Raw genomic sequence first — 17112 nt, 5'->3', positions numbered from 1 at the left:
GCCGGCCTCGCCTTTCGGCTCGGTTCGCGATCAAGGATCGCTCCCACAGGGGCACTGTAGCGGGCCCTGGTTCGCAAACCGCAGCCCTCAGCTCACGCTGATGCCATGGCCATTAAGAAAATGCACGAAGGCGTCTTCGTCGAGAATGCTGACGTCCAGGTCACGGGCTTTGTCCAGTTTCGAGCCGGCGGCTTCGCCGGCGACCACCCGGGCGGTTTTTTTCGAGACACTGCCGGCCACCTTGGCGCCCAGGCTTTCCAGGTGCGCCTTGGCCTGATCGCGGGTCAGGCGGCTCAGGGTGCCAGTGAGCACCCAGGTCTGGCCGTCCAGGGGGCGGCCGGCCTGGTCTTCGGGCGCCCGGCTTCGCAGTGTTTCGGCCTGCTCCCAGGCCTGTTCCAGGCGCGGCCGCCAGTCGCCTTTGTCGAGGGCGGCGGCGATCTTGTCCAGGGTGCCGGCTTTGATGCCCGGCGCGGTTTCGGAGGTCTTGGCTTGCAGCGCCTTTAACAGTTCGGGCCAGGAACCGTAGTGGCGGCCCACGCTTTCCAGGGTCTTCTCGCCGATCCCTTCCAGGTCCATGCCCAGCCGTTTGGCGGCGCGCAGCATGGACGCCAGGGAGAAACGCTTCACGAACGCCGCCGCGGGCTGGCCGGGGGATTGCGGTTCGACACCGGCTTTCAACAGGCCGTCGATCACCGTTTCATTGTGCTCTTCGGCGAAGAAGGCGGCGATCGCTTTGGCCACCTCCACGCCCACGTCCGGCACCTCCAGGAACAGCAGCAACGGCGCTCGGCGGATCGATTGCAGATCGCCGAAACTGTCCGCCAGGGCCTTGGCGGTTTCTTCGCCGATCTGCAGAATGCCCAGGGCGAACAAAAAACGGCTGAGGCTGTTTTTCTTCGAGTTTTCCAGCGCCTGGATCAGATTGTCGGCGGACTTCTCGCCCATGCGTTCCAGGCCCGCCACGTCTTCGGCCTTCAATCGATACAGATCGGCGACGTTGTCGATCAGGTTGCGATCCACCAGGGCGTCCACCAGCTTCTCGCCCAGGCCGTCGATGTCCATGGCGCGGCGCGAGGCGAAGTGCTTGATCGCCTCACGACGCTGGGCGCCGCAAATCAGGCCGCCGGTGCAGCGGGCCACCACGCCGTCGTCGGCGCGCAGGATTTCACTGCCGCACACTGGGCATTGGTCGGGCAGGTGAATTTCCCGGGCGTCTTTGGGGCGCCGCTCGGGCACCGCGCGCACCACCTTGGGAATCACGTCGCCGGCGCGGTACACCACCACGGTGTCGCCGATGCGAATGTCCAGGCGCCGGATTTCATCGATGTTGTGCAAGGTGGCGTTGCTGACCGTGACGCCGCCCACCTGCACCGGTTCCAGCTTGGCCACCGGGGTCAGGGCGCCGGTGCGGCCGACCTGCCAATCCACCTCGTTGAGGACGGTAAGCTCTTCCTGGGCGGGAAATTTGTGGGCGATGGCCCAGCGCGGCGCGCGGCTGACAAAGCCCAGATCGCGCTGCCAATCCATGCGGTCCACCTTGTAGACCACGCCGTCGATGTCGTAATCCAATCTGTCGCGGCGTTCCAGAATGTCGTGATAAAACGCCAGCAGCGCCTCGATGCCCTGGCAGTTCTTGATCTCCGGATTAACACGCAAATTCAGCGCGCGCAGGCGCTTAAGAATCGCCGAGTGGGTGTCCGGCCAGGGCTCGCCTTCCAGTTGCGCCAGCGAATAGGCGTAGAACTCCAACGGCCGCGCGGCGGTGATGCGCGGGTCCAGTTGCCGCAGGCTGCCGGCGGCGGCGTTGCGCGGGTTGGCGAAGGTTTTCTGTTCGGCCTGTTGCTGGCGCCGGTTGAGTTCTTGAAAGCCGCTGTGCGGCATCACCACCTCGCCGCGCACCTCCAGCACAGAGGGCGGATTGTCGCCACGCAGACGCAGCGGGATCGATTTGATGGTGCGCACGTTGGCGGTGATGTCCTCGCCGGTTTCGCCGTCGCCCCGGGTGGCGCCGCGCACCAGTTCGCCGTTTTCGTAGAGCAGCGAGACCGCCAGGCCATCCAGCTTCGGCTCGGCCACGTAGACCACTTTTTCGCGCACGTCCAGACGCTCATGAATACGCTGGTCGAAATCGCGCAGCTCATCGTCGCTGAAGGCGTTGCTCAGGCTCAGCATCGGCACCCGATGACGGACCTGCTGAAACGCGTCCAGGGGTTGATCGCCGACCCGCTGGGTGGGCGAATCCGGGCTGACCAGATCCGGGTGCTTTTCTTCCAGGGCCTGCAGCCGGCGGAAGCCACGGTCGTACTCCGCATCCGGCACCGCCGGCTCGTCGAGCACGTAATAGCGGTAAGACCAGTCGTTAAGCGTCTCGCGCAATTGGCGGATTTGTTCGGCCGGAGAGGGGGTCTTCGAGGTCACGATTTTTAAATCCGATTCTGGGGTTCAGCGGCAAGCGACAAGCTGGCCGTGCCGACTGGGCAGCTTGCAGCTTGAGGCTTGTCGCTCGCAACTCGCGGCGAAGCCGCGTGCGCGTCAAGCGCCGTGGGAAACGCGCTGGCGGCGCTCGAATTCCTGCACTCGCTGGCGCAGGTGTTCCATGGTTTGCGGGGTGAGCACGCTGTGTTGCTCATCCTTGAGTTCGCCGTCCAGTTGCTCGGCCATGCGGCGGCCAATCGAGAGCATGCGATCCAGCGAGCCGAGCGGCTCGCCGGGGCCGGGCAGCTTCATAAAGAAGGTGATGCCGGCGAATTGCTGCTCTTCCATGGTGTCGATGTCGAAGGTGCCCGGCTCCACCGCGTTGGCCACCGAAAATTCCAATTGCTCGGCGCCCGCCACTTCACGGTGCCGGTGAAAGATGTGCATATCGCCATAGCGCAGACCGCCTTCCAGCAGCAGACTGAGCATCGCCTGGCCATCGAAGCGCTCGGGCCGGCGGGCGATCAGATGGAATACGATTACCTCCAGCACCGGCTGGTTCGGCGCCGATTGGCGCGGCGGCTCGGCGGTTTCGCGACGGGGTGCTTCCCGTGGCGCCGGCTCTCTGACCGGCGCTTCCCGCCGGGTCGCGGCGGCGGCCGGGGCCGTCGGCGCGCGCGCCGGTTCCGGCTGCGCCGTGGGCGGCTCGGGTTCCAGCTCCGGCTCGGGCTCGGGCTCGCTGTCGAACAGGCTTTGCTGCTCGGCACTCGGTCTCGGTGGCGGCTGTTGCGCTTCGTCCATCATCATCGGCGGCGCGCCATCGTCGTCGGCGCTCTCCGGGTCGATGTCCCGGTTGCGTACCCGTGGCCCGCCCATCAGCTCGGAGGGGTAGCCGTCATCCTCGTCGTCCACGCCCTGATCCCGAAAACGCCGGTCGATGCGCATGCGCAACCGACCGTGCCGCTCACGGATCATGCGCCGCACGCCGTCAGCGAGAATCAGGAGGATCAGAATAACCAGAATGCCGATCAATGTTTCCAGATTCAGGCCCATTTGCCTCTTCCTTTCAAATTTGGCCCCAATAATTCGTCACCGGGGAGATGCTTGTCAAAGCAGGGTATTGACCAGCCTACATGGCCGCCATCTCGGCGGCCTCTTCCACGTCCACCGAGACCAGCCGCGATACGCCGGCCTCGTGCATGGTCACGCCCATCAGGGTGTGCGCCATCTCCATGGCGATCTTGTTGTGGGTGATATAGATAAATTGCACCCGCGTCGACATTTCCTGCACCAGATTACAGAACCGACCCACGTTGGCGTCGTCCAGTGGCGCATCCACCTCGTCGAGCAGACAGAAAGGCGCGGGGTTGAGTTCAAAAATACTGAACACCAGCGACAACGCCACCAGCGCCTTTTCGCCACCGGAAAGCAGGTGGATGGTGCTGTTCCGCTTGCCCGGCGGGCGCGCCATGATGGTCACCCCGGTATCGAGCAGGTCATCACCGGTCAGCTCCAGATAGGCGTGGCCACCGCCAAACACTTTGGGGAACAGCTCCTGGAGCCCTTTGTTGATGCGGTCGAAATACTCCTTGAAGCGGGTGCGGGTTTCGCGATCAATCTTGCGAATGGCGTTTTCCAGGGTTTTCAGGGCGTCGTCCAGATCGTCGTTCTGCTGATCCAGGTATTGTTTGCGCTCGGATTGCTGCTGGTATTCCTCGATCGCCGCCAGGTTGATCTGGCCCAGCCGGGCGATGCGCTGGCCGATCTGCTCCAGCTCCTCGGACCACAGCTGCTCGTCGGCGTCCTCGGGCAGGTTGGCGATCACCGTTTGCAGGTCAAAATGCTGCTCACTCAGTTGTTCCGCCACGGTCTGCCGGCGGGTGCTCAGTTCCTGCCACTGCATGCGCTTGGCGTTCATGGTGTCGCGCACGTCCTGGGCCTGCCGTTCAAACTGGCCACGGCGGCCTTCCAGGTCGCGCATCTGGTGTTCCACGTCTTCCAGACCACGGCGCGCCTCGACCAGGTTCTGCTCCGCTTGCAGGCGCATTTCCAGCTTTTCTTCCAACTGCTGTTGAAGCTCGGTGTTGGGGTCATCGCCATCGCTGGCCTGGCTTTCCAGCAGCGCTTTGCGTTCCGCCAGGCTCGCCACCTGGGATTCCAGACGGTCCAGATTCTGGCGCAATGATTGCGCCTGGGTGCGCGCGCCCTGCGCCTGCATTTCCACCTGATGGGCCAGGTCGCGCTGCTGGCGCGCCTGCTGGCGGGCTTCGTCCAGGCGCAGGCGGGTTTCGTCGCGGCGCGAGAGCAGCGCTTCACGTTCGCCGGAATCCTGCTCCATGGCGTCCAGCGCCTCGGCCAGCACGGCGCGGGCCTCTTTGATCTGTTGCTGTTCCTGTTCGAGCTGTTCGCCGGTCTCTTCGAGTTCCTTGCCAAGCCGCTCGCGGCGCATGGTGATCTGCTCCAGACGCACCTGACGGGCGCTCACCTGGGCGCTGACCTCGCCCAGTTCGCGGCTCAGCCGGCTGGCCTGGCGCTGCACTTCTTCACGCTCTTCTTCCATCGCCGCGACTTGCTCGCGGGTTTCTTCGAGCTGCGCCTTGAGGGTCTCGACGCGCTGTTCGGCGTCGTCGATCTGCCCGCCCAGCGTCTCCAGTTCACGGCGGCGTTCCAAAACGCCGGCTTCCTGGTCGCGCTCGCGGGCCACCTTCAGCCAGTCCGGCCCCAGCCAGATGCCATCGCGGGTGACCACCGACTGCCCGGCGGCGAGCCGGGCACGCAGGGCAAGGGCGTCGGCCAGGCTGTCCACCGCGTGCACGCCGGCCAGCAGGCCTTCGGGCACGGCGCCGGAGACCTGATCGCGCAGCAGCGCGCCGTGGGCGTCGCCGCCGGCGACGGCGGAGGGCTGCACCATCGGTTGCACCATGGCCACGCGCCCGTGGGTGAGGTCGGCCAGCCAGTCGCTGACCGCGTCCAGCCCTTCCACGCTGATCGCCTGCAGGGCGTCGCCGAGCACCGCCTCCACGGCGTTTTCCCAGCCTTCGGCCACGTCAATGCGATCCGCCAGCCGCGGCTTGTCATCCAGATCGTGCTCGGCGAGCCAGTCGCTGACCGCGCCGTCGTCGCCCATCGCCGCCTTCTGCAGCGCCTCCAGCGAGGTGTGCCGGCTTTTCAGGGCCTGCAGTTTTTCCCGGGCGTCGTCCAGCTCGCGGCCGCGCTCGCCGTTTTGCCGGCGGTGCTGATTGATCTCTTCCTGCAGGCTCTCGGCGCGCAGCTCGCTTTCCTCGCGCTGCTCCTGGAATTGCGCCACCTGTTCTTCGAACTGGCGCATCTCGGACGCCAGCGGGCCGGCGTCCAGCGAGGCCTGCTCTTTAGTGAGCCGCTCGGCGCGATCGCGCAGCCGCTCAATGGATTTTTCCAGATGCTGAATGCGCGACTGCTCCACCTCGGCCTGGCGGCGCGATTCCCCCGCTCGCCCGTTGAAGGTTTCCCAAGCCTGCTGCCACTCCTGCATCGCCTCTTCGGCCAGCGCCAACGCCTCGCTGGCGCTCTCCTGGCGCTCGCTGGCCAGGTCCAGGTCCGGTTCCAGCCCGGCCAGCGTTTGTTCCAGTTCGGCGAGGGTCTGGGCGTCGGTGCTCTGGTGTTGATCCGCTTCGCGCCAACTGGCGGTGACCTGCTCCAGCTCTTCATACAGCTGCTGACGCCGCTCACGCTGATGCTGGATGCTCTGTTCCAGACGCGCCACCTCGGCGCCCAGCGCATAGAACCGCTGTTGCACCTGGTTGAACTGCTCCTGCACCTCGTTGTGATTTTCGCGCAGGCGCTCGATCTCGGCGTCCACATGGCGCTGCTCGGCGATCTTCGCCTCGGTGGCCACTTCCAGCTCGCCGATCACCACATCCAGTTGTTTCACCTGGGCGTCCAGGCCCCGCCAGCGCAGGGCCTTGAGCTGGGCGCTCTTGTGCCGTTCCTCTTCCTTGAACTGCTTGTACTTTTCCGCCGCCGACGCCTGGCGGCTGAGCCGCTCCAACTGGCGGGCCAGCTCGTCGCGGATGTCGGTGAGCCGCTCCAGGTTTTCGCGGGTGCGGCGCATGCGGTTTTCGGTCTCGCGGCGGCGCGCCTTGTACTTGGAAATGCCGGCGGCCTCTTCGATATAGACGCGCAGTTCTTCCGGCTTGGCTTCGATCAGCCGGGAGATCATGCCCTGCTCGATGATCGCGTAGCTGCGCGGCCCCAGGCCGGTGCCGAGAAAAATGTCGGAGATGTCCTTGCGCCGGCATTTGGTGCCGTTGAGGTAGTAATTGGATTGCCCATCCCGGGTGACCTGGCGCTTTACCGAAATCTCGTTGAATTTGCCGTACTCGCCGCTGACGGTGGCGTCGGAATTGTCGAACACCAGCTCGATGGAGGCCTGCGCCACCGGCTTACGGGCGTTGGAACCGTTGAAGATCACGTCGGCCATGGACTCGCCGCGCAAATGCTTGGCGGAAGACTCCCCCATCACCCAGCGCACGGCGTCGATGATGTTGGACTTGCCGCAGCCGTTGGGGCCCACCACCGCGGTCAGGTTGTCGGGGAACAGGGCCGAGGTGGGGTCCACGAAGGATTTGAACCCGGCCAGTTTTATGGTTTTCAGTCTCATAGAGTACGCATCGCGGCTCATGCCGCTCCGGAAAAAGCAAAACCGCCGACGCGGTCCGCGAAACGAGGCCCGCCGCCACGTTCATCAGCGGCCCGAGGTGCGACCGTAAAGCCTGCCAGTCTAGCCTTAACAGCGGTCGAATTCACCACGCCGGGCCCATTTTGCGCACCCTGGCGGCGAGATCGGAAGATTTACCGAGAGCCGGCCTCGCGTGTTCGGGGCGGGCGGCTGGGGGCGTGGGTCGGTTCGTCTGACGTTTGACGTTTGACGTCGGACGTCGGACGTCGGACGCCAGGATCAAAACCCATTACGGGAAGCGGTGCGACTACGCAGCTATTATGGCTACACGTCGAGCCGTTGAGTTACGAGAGGCAGACGTCAGTCGCCCTGCGCCCGACCCTGGCCCTTTACGGAACCTGCCCCCATTGCCGCAACATCCGCTGATAGCGCATCGCCTGGTCGGGCTGGCCAAGCTGGTCGTAAAAGCTGGCCAGCGCGGCGATGGAGGGCCGGTGGAAGGGATGCTGACCCAGGGATGCTTCCAGAACCTCAATGGCCCCGGCGCTGTCACCGCGTTCGTTCAGCGCCAAGGCATAGACGTATGCGTATTCGGGGTTATCGGGCGCTTGGCGCCGGGCGGCGGCGAGCGCTTCCAGGGCCTGCTTGTGATGCCCGCCGCGCACTTCCAGCAAGCCCAGTGCGTAGCTCAAGGCGGGCGCCTCGGGGGCATGGCGCCGCGCTTCGCGCAGCACCGCTTCGGCCCTGTCATCGTGACCCTGAGCGCGGTGGAAATCGGCCAGATTGATCGCTGCTGGCACAAAAGCCGGGTCCAGGGCCAGCGCGGTTTCCAGCTCGGCCTGGGCGCGTTCCAGATCACCCTGGGCGGCGTGAAAACCGGCCAGCCCCAGGTGCGCCTCGGGACGGTCGGCGTTCAACGCCTGGGCCTGACGGTACTGGCCCGCCGCCGCCTGCAGGGTTTGCGACGCGGCCCGCGATGACGGTGGCGCCGCCAACGCGGCCAGCGATTCCGCCGCCGCGATGCGCACCGCGCGCACCGGATCGTCGAGCAGGGCAAGCGCCGCCGACGGATGGCGCGCGGCGGCGCGCCTTACCAGTGGCGACCGGTCGTCGGCGGCCTGCCGGAACAGCGAGCCGGCATCGTCGATTTGGTTGCCGGCGGCGCTGTCGGCGAGCAATGACAGGGCGGTGGCACGGGCGATCGCCGGTTGCTCGGGGTCGCCGATCAGCCGCTCCAGACTTTGCCCGGCGCCGGGCGCGCCTTCGCCCGCCGCCCACAATGCCGGCCCAAACCGCTGTAAGCCCTTGGTGTGAGCAGCACGCCAGTGGTCGATGCGGCCCGCCGCCCAGGCCGGGCTTCGGTCCTGGTGGCACTGGTTACAGGCATTGGGCGTGCCGAGGGACGCCGACAGATCCGGCCGGGGCACACGAATGCTGTGATCGCGGCGCCCATCGATGCGCATATAGGTGCGCTCGGGCATGTGGCAGGCCACGCACTGCGAACCCGCGGAGCCGGCCGGGTGGTGTGAGTGAGCCGGCGTGTCATAGGCGGCGGCCTGGTGGCACTGGGTGCACAGGCCGTTGCCCTCGGCACGCAACCGGGCGCTGTGCGGCTCGTGGCAATTGGCGCAGGTGACGCCGGCGTGGAACATGCGGCTCTGGATAAAGGAGCCGTATTCGAACACCTCGCCTTTGATCTGCCCGTCCGGAAAATAAAGCTCGGGGTCGAGCAACGCCACGCGGATCTCGTCGCTGACCGGCTGGCCGTGCACCGGGTCTTCGTGAATCGGCGTGCCGAGGGCGTGGCAGCGGGCGCAGGTTTCCACTTCCAATGCGCCACTGCGCGGGCCCTGCCCGATCACCCGCCCGGCGCTGGCGTCATAGCGCCAGTGGCCGCGAGCGTCTTTGCCGAAATCCAGACTCAGGCCATGGCCGGGGCCGATGTTGGCGTGCCCGTGGGGATCGCGGGCCCAGGCCAGGTGGGCCGAGCCGGGCCCGTGGCAGGCTTCGCAACCGACGCTGACCTCTGAAAAGGTGGTCGCGTAGCGCTGTGTCTTGGCATCGTAATGCTTGCGCAGCCCGGTGGAATGGCAGTGCGCACAGGCGCCGTTCCAGTTCTGGTCGATGGCGCTCCAGTGCAGCGGGCTGGAAGGCTGCCCCTGGGACTCCGGATACAGCGCGAACCAGCGCTGGCCGCCCTGTTCGCGGGGGCGGCTGTCCCAGGCGGTGCCGAAGGCCTGCAAGCGGCCACCGGGCAGTGCGATCAGATATTGCTGCAGGGGCTCGACTCCGAAGGTGTAGTGGATCGGGTAGTCGCGCACGGTGCCCTGAGGACCGGTGGTGCGCACCATGAAGGCGTCGCCATCGCGAAAAAAGGTGGCGCCGTCGCCATCCGCCAGGCGCGCTTGATTGAAATCACCGAGCACGCTGGTTTCGCTGGCCGGTTGCATCGCCAGTTGATGATGGGAACCGAGCCAGGCCTGGTGTTGTTCAGCGTGGCAGCCGGCGCAGGCCCGCGAGCCAACGAAGTCAGGCGCGCCGTCGCCGGTGCCGCGCCGGTCGATGGTCGGGCCGCCCGCGGCCGGGTCACGCCAGGCGCTGTGCAGAGCCAGGGACACCACCAGGATCATTAACCCGGCACCGACCAGCAACAGCCCCCGATTCCAGCGCTGCGCACGGCCGCTCGCCAAGACCCCGGCTTCCTTTTCCCTGTCGGTCACCGGTACCCCGTCCGGCCCCGGCCGGATAATCGCTTCGCACCCAGGCCGTCGAACACGTCAGCCGCCGTTGTCGCCGGAAGACGAACAGGCGCCGAAGCTCTCTTGTATCAAGGTCCGGTCGGTGTCGTCGGTGATGCCGTCCTGGTTGATGTCGGCCCAGCTCGAGCGGCCACCGGACTTCGCCTTGAGGTCACTCCATTGGGCGATGTCGTTTTCATCGACGGTTCCGTTTAGGTCCACATCGCCCCGGCAGGACGCCCGCGACGCCAGCAGCGTATCCATCTGATTGTTCAGGTCATCGTAATTTTGCTGCTGCTCCACGGTAAGCGATACGCCGGTGGACGCCGGCATCAGGTTGGCCTCTTCCCGGTCCAGGGTCGGGGACGGCACGGCCTGGTCGATCTGATAGAGCTCGTAGACCACGGTGTCGTCCGCGCAGGCATCGGCGCTGGCGTCGTAAGCGTCGTACTCGTTACGTACCAGCTTGTAGATCTCGTTGCGGATCGCGTAGGCGGCCTTGGGGTAGATATTGTCGGCCACGGTCAGCCCGTTGTCGTTTTGCCATTGGGCCAGCTCGCAGCACTTTCCGAAGCCCTCCGGAGGCGCACTGGCGTTGTCCGGGCCTTCGCCCCACCAGGTGCCGCCGTTGTCGTTGCACACGCCTTTGCTCGGGGCGATCTGAGTACAGGTGGTGGTGCTGTACACACAGGGCCCGTTCAGCTCGCCGTTGGCGTGCAGATTGGTGCCGATCTCGGAGAAATTGCTGGCGCGAATGGCGCTCTGGTTGGCGCTTTCCAGATACGGCCTCATGGCTTGCGAATCCAGCGGCCGGGGTACCGCCGCGTGCACATCCTCGACACCCGCCAGCTCACCGATCAGTTGGTACAGATCGACGATGTTGACCATGGCGTCCACCGAGCGGCCCGGCTCCGCGATGCCCGGCCCGGCGACGATGCCCGGGTTCCAGATGCCGGTCTGGTAGGCGGTGGATTTGGCGCGGGTGGGCTCGAACGGCGCCTTGACCACGGTGCCCAGGCTGCCGTTGTCACTGACCAGCACCACATAGGTGTTGCTGGCCTTGGGGTCATAGATCAGCTCGCCGCTCGCGCCGTAGCGAGCCAGGCCGGCGTTGACCATAAAGCGCGCCAGTTCGTGGTCCATCGATTCTTCCATCTGATTGGAAAGAATCCGCTGGTCCACCATGGAGGCGCAATCCAGATGGCTGGAGTCCGGCTGGTCGTCGGGCAAGGTGGCGCTGGGCGGTTGCATCAATGGCGTGTGATCGGTGGCGAAGCTGAGCGCGATCATCCAGGGCTGCCCTTGCGGTTGACGATCAAGCCAGCCCAGCGCGGCGTCGATCGGCTCACTGCCGCGCCAGGTGCGCGCGCGCCGGTCGGTGAGTGGCACCTGCTCCACCGAGCCGTCTTCGTGGTTGATCACCAGCGGCGACACATAGTGGCCGCTGAGCCGATTGAAATCGATGTTGCCCGGCGTCGGCGCCTGGCAGGCAGCGCCGGGATCGAAAATACCACCGCTGTCCCGGCACACCCGGCCCGGTGCCTGGGCGCCGGTCTTGCTCAACGCCTGGCAGGCACCGTCCGGCGTGTAACAAGCACCGCTGTTGGCACCGCCATGGGCGGCGTCGGGCACGAAACCACACGACCAGCTACCCTCCGGCGCCACTCCGCCGGCGGTGGTGTCGATGGACGACGGGTCGCCGGTTTGGTCCAGCCAGCCTTCGAAATAGTCGAAGCCACTGGCGTGCACCATGGCTTCGCCATCGGGGTGATTGGCCTGGATCCCCATATGGTATTTGCCAAACAACGCACTCTTATAGCCAAGCGGCTTGAGCAGCCGGGGCAAGGTGGTCTCGTTGGGGTTGAGCATGTAATTGGCCAGGTCGTTGTTGCCCAGCGCGGTATAGACCTGAGTGCGAAACGGATAACGGCCGGTAAATAAAGCAGCACGACCATTCGAGCAGGCCGGCATCGACCACAAATTCTGGAAACGCACGCCACCCTGAGCGATGGCGTCAATGTTCGGAGTCTGCGCTGGCGTATAACCGCCGTAACCAAACAGCCGCCACTGATCAATGCCGACATCGTCCACCACCACCAGCAGGAAATTGGGCGGTGCCTCGGCCACCTCGGGCGACGAATCGCCGCCGCCTCCCCCGCACGCTCCCAACAGCAAGACCAACAGACAAGGCCAAAGCGCAGCCCCTTTTATCAACGATTGGCACCGTTTCATGGTATCCCCCATCAGGCGCTCAAAAAAATCCCGGCTTGCGATTGGTTGTTCGACGGCACCCTTTTTCCGGCGACGATGCGGCTATTAAGCCCCTTTTCCGTCGCGGTGTCATGAGCCAGGCCGGTTACATTATTCATATCGCCCAGTATCGCCATCGGCGGCCGCAGGGGGGCATACCATAAATGGGGTATATTGATCGTCCGCCCTGTGCCGCACAGTCACGGGCAAATCATCATGAGCCGCTCATGGAACACAACCCGTCCACTCAAGACCCGGTGGCGCAAATCCTTCTGCTTGAGGACGATGCTCCGCTGAGAGAGCGCTTCGCGCGCATTCTGGCAGGCTGGCCCGGTGGCAGGCTGGTGACGGCGTGCGCCACGCTTGGCGAGGCCCTGGCGGCACTGGGCAAGCACAAGGTTGATCTGTTGCTGACGGATTTGCGCCTGCCGGACGGTCACGGCACCGAGGCCATCCGCCAGTTGCGCCGGCTCAATCCGAACGCCGACGCCCTGGTGATTTCGGTGCTGGCCGATGACGAAACCGTGTTGGAAGCCATTGAAGCCGGCGCGGTGGGGTATCTGCTCAAGGACGCCGACTCGATTGAGCTGCTAGAGGCGATTGAGGAGGTGCGCGCCGGGCGTTCGCCGATTTCCTCATCCATTGCCCGGGTCCTGGTACGGCGCATGGGGGCCCCGGCGCAAAACCCGACGGGGCCGGCGTTGACGCCTCGGGAAACGGAAATCCTGCGCGGCATCGCCAAAGGGTTCACCTACGCCGAGCTGGCCGAGTGGTTGAATATTTCGCATCAGACGGTGCCGGTGCATATAAAAAATATCTACCGAAAGCTGGCCGCCAACAATCGTTCGGAGGCCGTTTACGAGGCGTCGAAACGGGGGCTTATTCGTTTGTGAAGCGCGCTTGGGGGGTGGGACTACTGTGGGGACTTCTGGCCATCCTGGCCAGCGTGCCGCTGTGGCTGACCCTGCCGGAGCCCGACGCCCGGGCCATCACCCAGGCGGTGCGCGTGGAGCCGCACGGCGAGGTTCCGGTGAACCTGCCGCTGGTCGGCCGCAAAGCCGGTGGCCATGAGCATTACCGTCTGAGCTTCGAGCTTGATCAGGTGGCGCCGAGCTATTTGTTCATTCCGGTGGCCAGCCAGCAGGCCACCTTTGAACTCGCCGGGCAACCGGTCGGCAATGCCGAGGATCGTATCTCCATGGTGGGCATGGCCTCCGGCACACCGGTGCTGATCCGTTTGCCACTGGAGAGTCTCAAGGTCGGTCGCAATGTTATCGAGGTGTCGTTGCGTTCCGTGGATCTGCTGCCCACCGGTTTGTCCCGGGCTTACGTGGGCGGTATCGAGCAGCTGGCGGTGCACTATCGGGTGCGGGTGTTCGTGCTCGAATATCTGCGTTTCATGGTGCTGGCCGCGCAATTGCTGATCGCTCTGGTGGTCGGGGTGGTCTGGTTATACCGGCCGGCGGAAGCGTTGTTTGGCTGGATGTTCTCGCTGCTGCTTATGTCCATGGTGATCTATCTGGGCATGGTCTGGGAGCTGGTTCCGAACTTCATGGCGGTGATGCCCTATCTGGTGATGGCCGGCTCTTCGGCCAGCCTGATCCTGGTGATCACGGTGTTGCTGATCGCCGGGCAGCCACCGCCGCGCTGGCTGAAAATGGCGACGGTGGCGATTCCCTCGGTGTGCGTGCTGCTGGGTCTGAGCGGGCTGGTGCCGGCACATCGTCTGGTGCTGCTTGTCAGCGCGCCGCTCAATATTCTCAGCATGCTGGTGGCGTCGGGCATCGTCGCCTGGGCGGCGTTTGCCCGCCGACTACACGAAGCCTGGCTGTTGGTGTTGCCTTTGTCGTTGATGACGATTACCGGGCTCCACGATCTGCTGGTGCTGCTCGGTGAACTGAGCAACCCGATTCTTCTGTCGATGTATTACCGGCCGCTGATGTTGATTGGTATCGCCATGATTCTGATGCGCCGTCTGGGCATCAGCCTGACACGCCTGGACAACGTCAACGGTTATTTGACGGATCGCCTGGAGCAGCGCGAACGGGAGCTGGCGTGCCTGCATGAGGCGGATCGCCGCAAAGCCGCACAGCAGGTACTCAGCGAGGAGCGCGCCCGCCTTACCGCCGATTTGCATGACGGGTTGTCCGGCCATCTGGCATCCATCATTGCTTTATCCGAACGGGAAAATTCGCGGCAAGTGGAACGTGCCGCCCGCGAGGCCCTGGACGATCTGCGGTTGGTGGTCCAATCCCTGGATATCGATGACCGCGAACTGCCCGTGGCCTTGGCGGGGCTGCGTGAGCGGCTGGAGCGGCAACTGAAACGCACCGGCATCGGCCTGGAATGGTCGATGGCACGGCTGCCGGAAATCGCCGGCGTTACGCCATCGCACGCCTTGAATGTGTTGCGCATTGTCCAGGAAGCCATCACCAACGCCATCAAGCACGGCCAACCCACACGCATCCTGGTGTCCGGCGACCGGCAGGACGATGGCCGGGCACGCATCGCGGTGGAAAACGATGGCCTGCCCTTCCCCCGTCAAGCTGACCGGGGCGGCAGCGGGCTGCGCAATATGCGCCGGCGTGTGCGCCAGCTCCATGGCGATATTTATATTGAGCCGCTGGAAAGCGGCACGCGGTTATCCCTGCTTCTGCCCCTTCGCCTGCCGGAACCCACGGTGGCGGAGTCGCAACGGCCGTTGACGGGAACGCTGCTTTGAAAACATCCGTGGTGGATGTTACATAAGGGGGAACATCATGAAAGCGTTATACAGCCTTGGGCTGTTGGTGACGGCAGCGGTTCTGAGTGGCTGCCACTCCGACTCTGATTCAACGGCGCAGCAAGACGCCCAGCCACCCAACATTCTGTTTATCGTGCTCGACGACGTGGGCGTCGACCAACTGCAATCGTTCGGTTACGGCGGCCTGGTCGCACAGAACGAGGAACAGCGGGCGGCGTTCGAGGAAATGATCCGCCAACGCGCGCCGCTCTGGGACGCCGACTTCAGCGGCGCCGCCGCGATCTCGCCGGCACTGACACCGAGTATCGACGCCATCGCCGACCAGGGTGTGCGCTTTCGCAACACCTGGGCGATGCCCACCTGCTCACCCAGCCGGGCCACCTTTTTCGAAGGCCGCTATCCGTTTCGCACCAACGTGAGGAACGCCATTGTCACGCTGGACCTGGCCAATTCGCAGGTGTCGCCGTACGAGATCACCACGCCCCGGCTGCTGCGCCAAAAGGGTTACGTCAGCGCGGTCGTGGGTAAGATGCATTTGTCTGGCTCCGACCTCAACCCGGACAATAACCCGCTGGGCGATGACGTGATGCGCGAGCTGGGCTGGGATTACTTCGACGGCTACCTGGATGGCGGCCCCTACCCCATCGACACCAGCGCCGGCGGCGTTGGTGACAGCGGCGACTACCCGTGCGGTTTCGTGCCCAACACCCGGGACGCCGCCAACGGCGCCGACCAGGGCATCTGCCACCTGCCCGGTGGCGGCGAGTCGTCGATGAGCATCGATGATTACGACACCCCGGGGCAGGCCTGCCTGGAACAGGGGGGCGTCTTCGTCCCCACCGGCGTGGCGGCGGCGCCCGACTTCGACCTCCAGAACGGCTATTACACCGGCGACTGGATCATCAATAACATGGACGGCAGCGACGACCGGGCCCCTGTCGCCGACAGCCGCTCCCGGGGTTACCGCACCGTCCTGGAAACCGACCGCGCCCTGGATTGGCTGGCTCAGGTTCGCGAGCAGCAACCGGATCACCCGTGGATGCTCAGTGTCGGTTATTCCGCCATCCACACCCCCTTGCAACCGCCGCCGCGCGCTCTGTTACCCAGCGACGCCGAGCAAACCGGCGGCTACGACTGCACGGATCTGTCCAATATCCGCCAGCAACGGGTGATGACCAAACAAATGCTCGAAGCGATGGATCATGAAATCCGTCGTCTTCTGATTCAATCCGGTGTCGCCCGGACAGACGGAGACAGCCTGCAATACGATCCGCACAGCAATACCGTGGTCATTATTGTCGGCGACAACGGCACCTACGCCCCCAGCGTGCGCTGGCCCTTCGATCCGACCCGCTCCAAGGGCTTTCCCTATCAAACCGGTGTCTGGGTACCACTGATCGTGGCCGGCCCGATGGTCAACCAACCGGACCGCGACATTGGGCATTTGGTCAACAGCACCGATCTGTACAGCTTGTTCGCCGAGATCGCCGGCATCGACCTGGAGCAGGCGGTACCCGCGGAGAGAGACCTGGATGCGCAATCGCTGCTGCCCTACCTGACCGAGCCGGTTTATTCGAGCAGCGGCAGCACCGGCATCCGCGACGTCAACTATACGGAAATGGGCGCCAACCTGGCCGCCGCGCCAGCGCCGCCCTGCGTGATCCCTTCTTACAACGTTTGCGTACAGATTTTCCCACAGCAGGAAGTGTGCGAGGACCAGGGCGGCAGCTGGTACGGCCCCGGTAGCGAGATGGGCGGCGTGCCGGACTCGGGCTTTGATTCCTGCTGCGCGGTCAACGCTTTCCTCGGCGAGGAAGCGGTGGACATCATGCCTACTTCTCAGCGCGCAATCCGCAATGCGCACTTTAAGCTGGTGCAACTGGAACGGCCGCAGTGCGAAGCCGGTGAACCGACCGGTGAATCGGTGCTCAGTGAGGAATTTTACTCAGTGAACGAAGAGACGCCGGTGCCGGAAATCGACAGAGCCGCCGAGGATCTGCTTGCCGACACCGCACCCGATGGTCTGCCAGAGGATGGACTCGATCCGCGCGCCAACTACGCGGCCCTGAAAGCGGACATCACCACCCTGTTGGCCAGCGCCGCCGAGTGCCCCGGTGACGGCAACCTGGATCAGCGGGTCGACCAGCAGGATCTTGCCAATTGGCAGCGCTTCAGCACCAGTAACAACGGTATGTCCAGCTGGTATGACTTTAACCGCGACGGCCACACCGACGAAGCGGATAAAGCCATTATCGACGCCAATTTCGGCAACGACTGCCGGCTCTGACAACGCACGACGCAGGGCCGCC

8 protein-coding genes are annotated in these 17112 nt (G+C 64.8%); 3 read left to right on the top strand and 5 right to left on the bottom strand.

Features of this window, described 5'->3' with window-relative positions; all coding sequences use genetic code 11:
• Positions 1-87 precede the first annotated feature (87 nt).
• From ligA to CGS25_RS16765, 5 genes are all read right to left on the bottom strand, one after another.
• Positions 88-2418 carry an NAD-dependent DNA ligase LigA gene (gene ligA, locus CGS25_RS16785; protein WP_101676171.1) on the bottom strand — a complete coding sequence of 777 codons (2331 nt, stop codon included), beginning with the start codon at positions 2416-2418 and terminating at the stop codon, positions 88-90.
• Positions 2419-2532: 114 nt separating this feature from the next.
• A complete protein-coding gene (gene zipA, locus CGS25_RS16780; protein ID WP_101676170.1) occupies positions 2533-3468 on the bottom strand; it encodes a cell division protein ZipA in 936 nt (311 codons plus the stop codon).
• A gap of 76 nt (positions 3469-3544) precedes the next feature.
• Positions 3545-7054 (bottom strand): chromosome segregation protein SMC, encoded by a 3510-nt coding sequence (smc, locus tag CGS25_RS16775; RefSeq protein WP_101676169.1) that lies wholly within the window; start codon positions 7052-7054, stop codon positions 3545-3547.
• A 407-nt stretch (positions 7055-7461) separates the two neighbouring features.
• Positions 7462-9762, bottom strand: a complete 2301-nt coding sequence (locus tag CGS25_RS16770) for a tetratricopeptide repeat protein (protein WP_101676168.1) — start codon at positions 9760-9762, stop codon at positions 7462-7464.
• 87 nt (positions 9763-9849) lie between these two features.
• Positions 9850-11937, bottom strand: a complete 2088-nt coding sequence (locus CGS25_RS16765) for a sulfatase-like hydrolase/transferase (RefSeq protein ID WP_157933860.1) — start codon at positions 11935-11937, stop codon at positions 9850-9852.
• Positions 11938-12287: 350 nt separating this feature from the next.
• Here CGS25_RS16765 and CGS25_RS16760 point away from each other — a divergent pair, with 350 nt between their 5' ends.
• The 3 genes from CGS25_RS16760 to CGS25_RS16750 are packed head-to-tail and all read left to right on the top strand — an operon-like array spanning position 12288 to position 17090.
• Positions 12288-12953: a response regulator gene (locus tag CGS25_RS16760; protein WP_101676166.1), complete on the top strand. Its 666-nt coding sequence runs from the start codon at positions 12288-12290 to the stop codon at positions 12951-12953.
• On the top strand, positions 12950-14782 hold the full coding sequence (locus CGS25_RS16755) for a sensor histidine kinase (protein ID WP_101676165.1): 1833 nt from the start codon (positions 12950-12952) through the stop codon (positions 14780-14782). Before CGS25_RS16760 ends, CGS25_RS16755 begins: the two co-directional genes overlap by 4 nt.
• A 37-nt stretch (positions 14783-14819) precedes the next feature.
• Positions 14820-17090, top strand: coding sequence for a sulfatase-like hydrolase/transferase (locus CGS25_RS16750; RefSeq protein WP_101676164.1), 2271 nt, complete (start codon positions 14820-14822; stop codon positions 17088-17090).
• Positions 17091-17112: the final 22 nt, after the last annotated feature.

It is taken from the genome of Alloalcanivorax mobilis (assembly GCF_002864685.1).
Classification (GTDB): Bacteria; Pseudomonadota; Gammaproteobacteria; order Pseudomonadales; family Alcanivoracaceae; genus Alloalcanivorax; species Alloalcanivorax mobilis.
This window is presented reverse-complemented; position numbering and strand designations above follow the sequence as displayed.

Coding starts and splice junctions, on each gene's coding strand:
- CGS25_RS16760 (WP_101676166.1), top strand. CDS start 12,288: ATGGAACACAACCCGTCCACTCAAGACCCGGTGGCGCAAATCCTTCTG.
- CGS25_RS16750 (WP_101676164.1), top strand. CDS start 14,820: ATGAAAGCGTTATACAGCCTTGGGCTGTTGGTGACGGCAGCGGTTCTG.
- smc (WP_101676169.1), bottom strand. CDS start 7,054: ATGAGACTGAAAACCATAAAACTGGCCGGGTTCAAATCCTTCGTGGAC.
- zipA (WP_101676170.1), bottom strand. CDS start 3,468: ATGGGCCTGAATCTGGAAACATTGATCGGCATTCTGGTTATTCTGATC.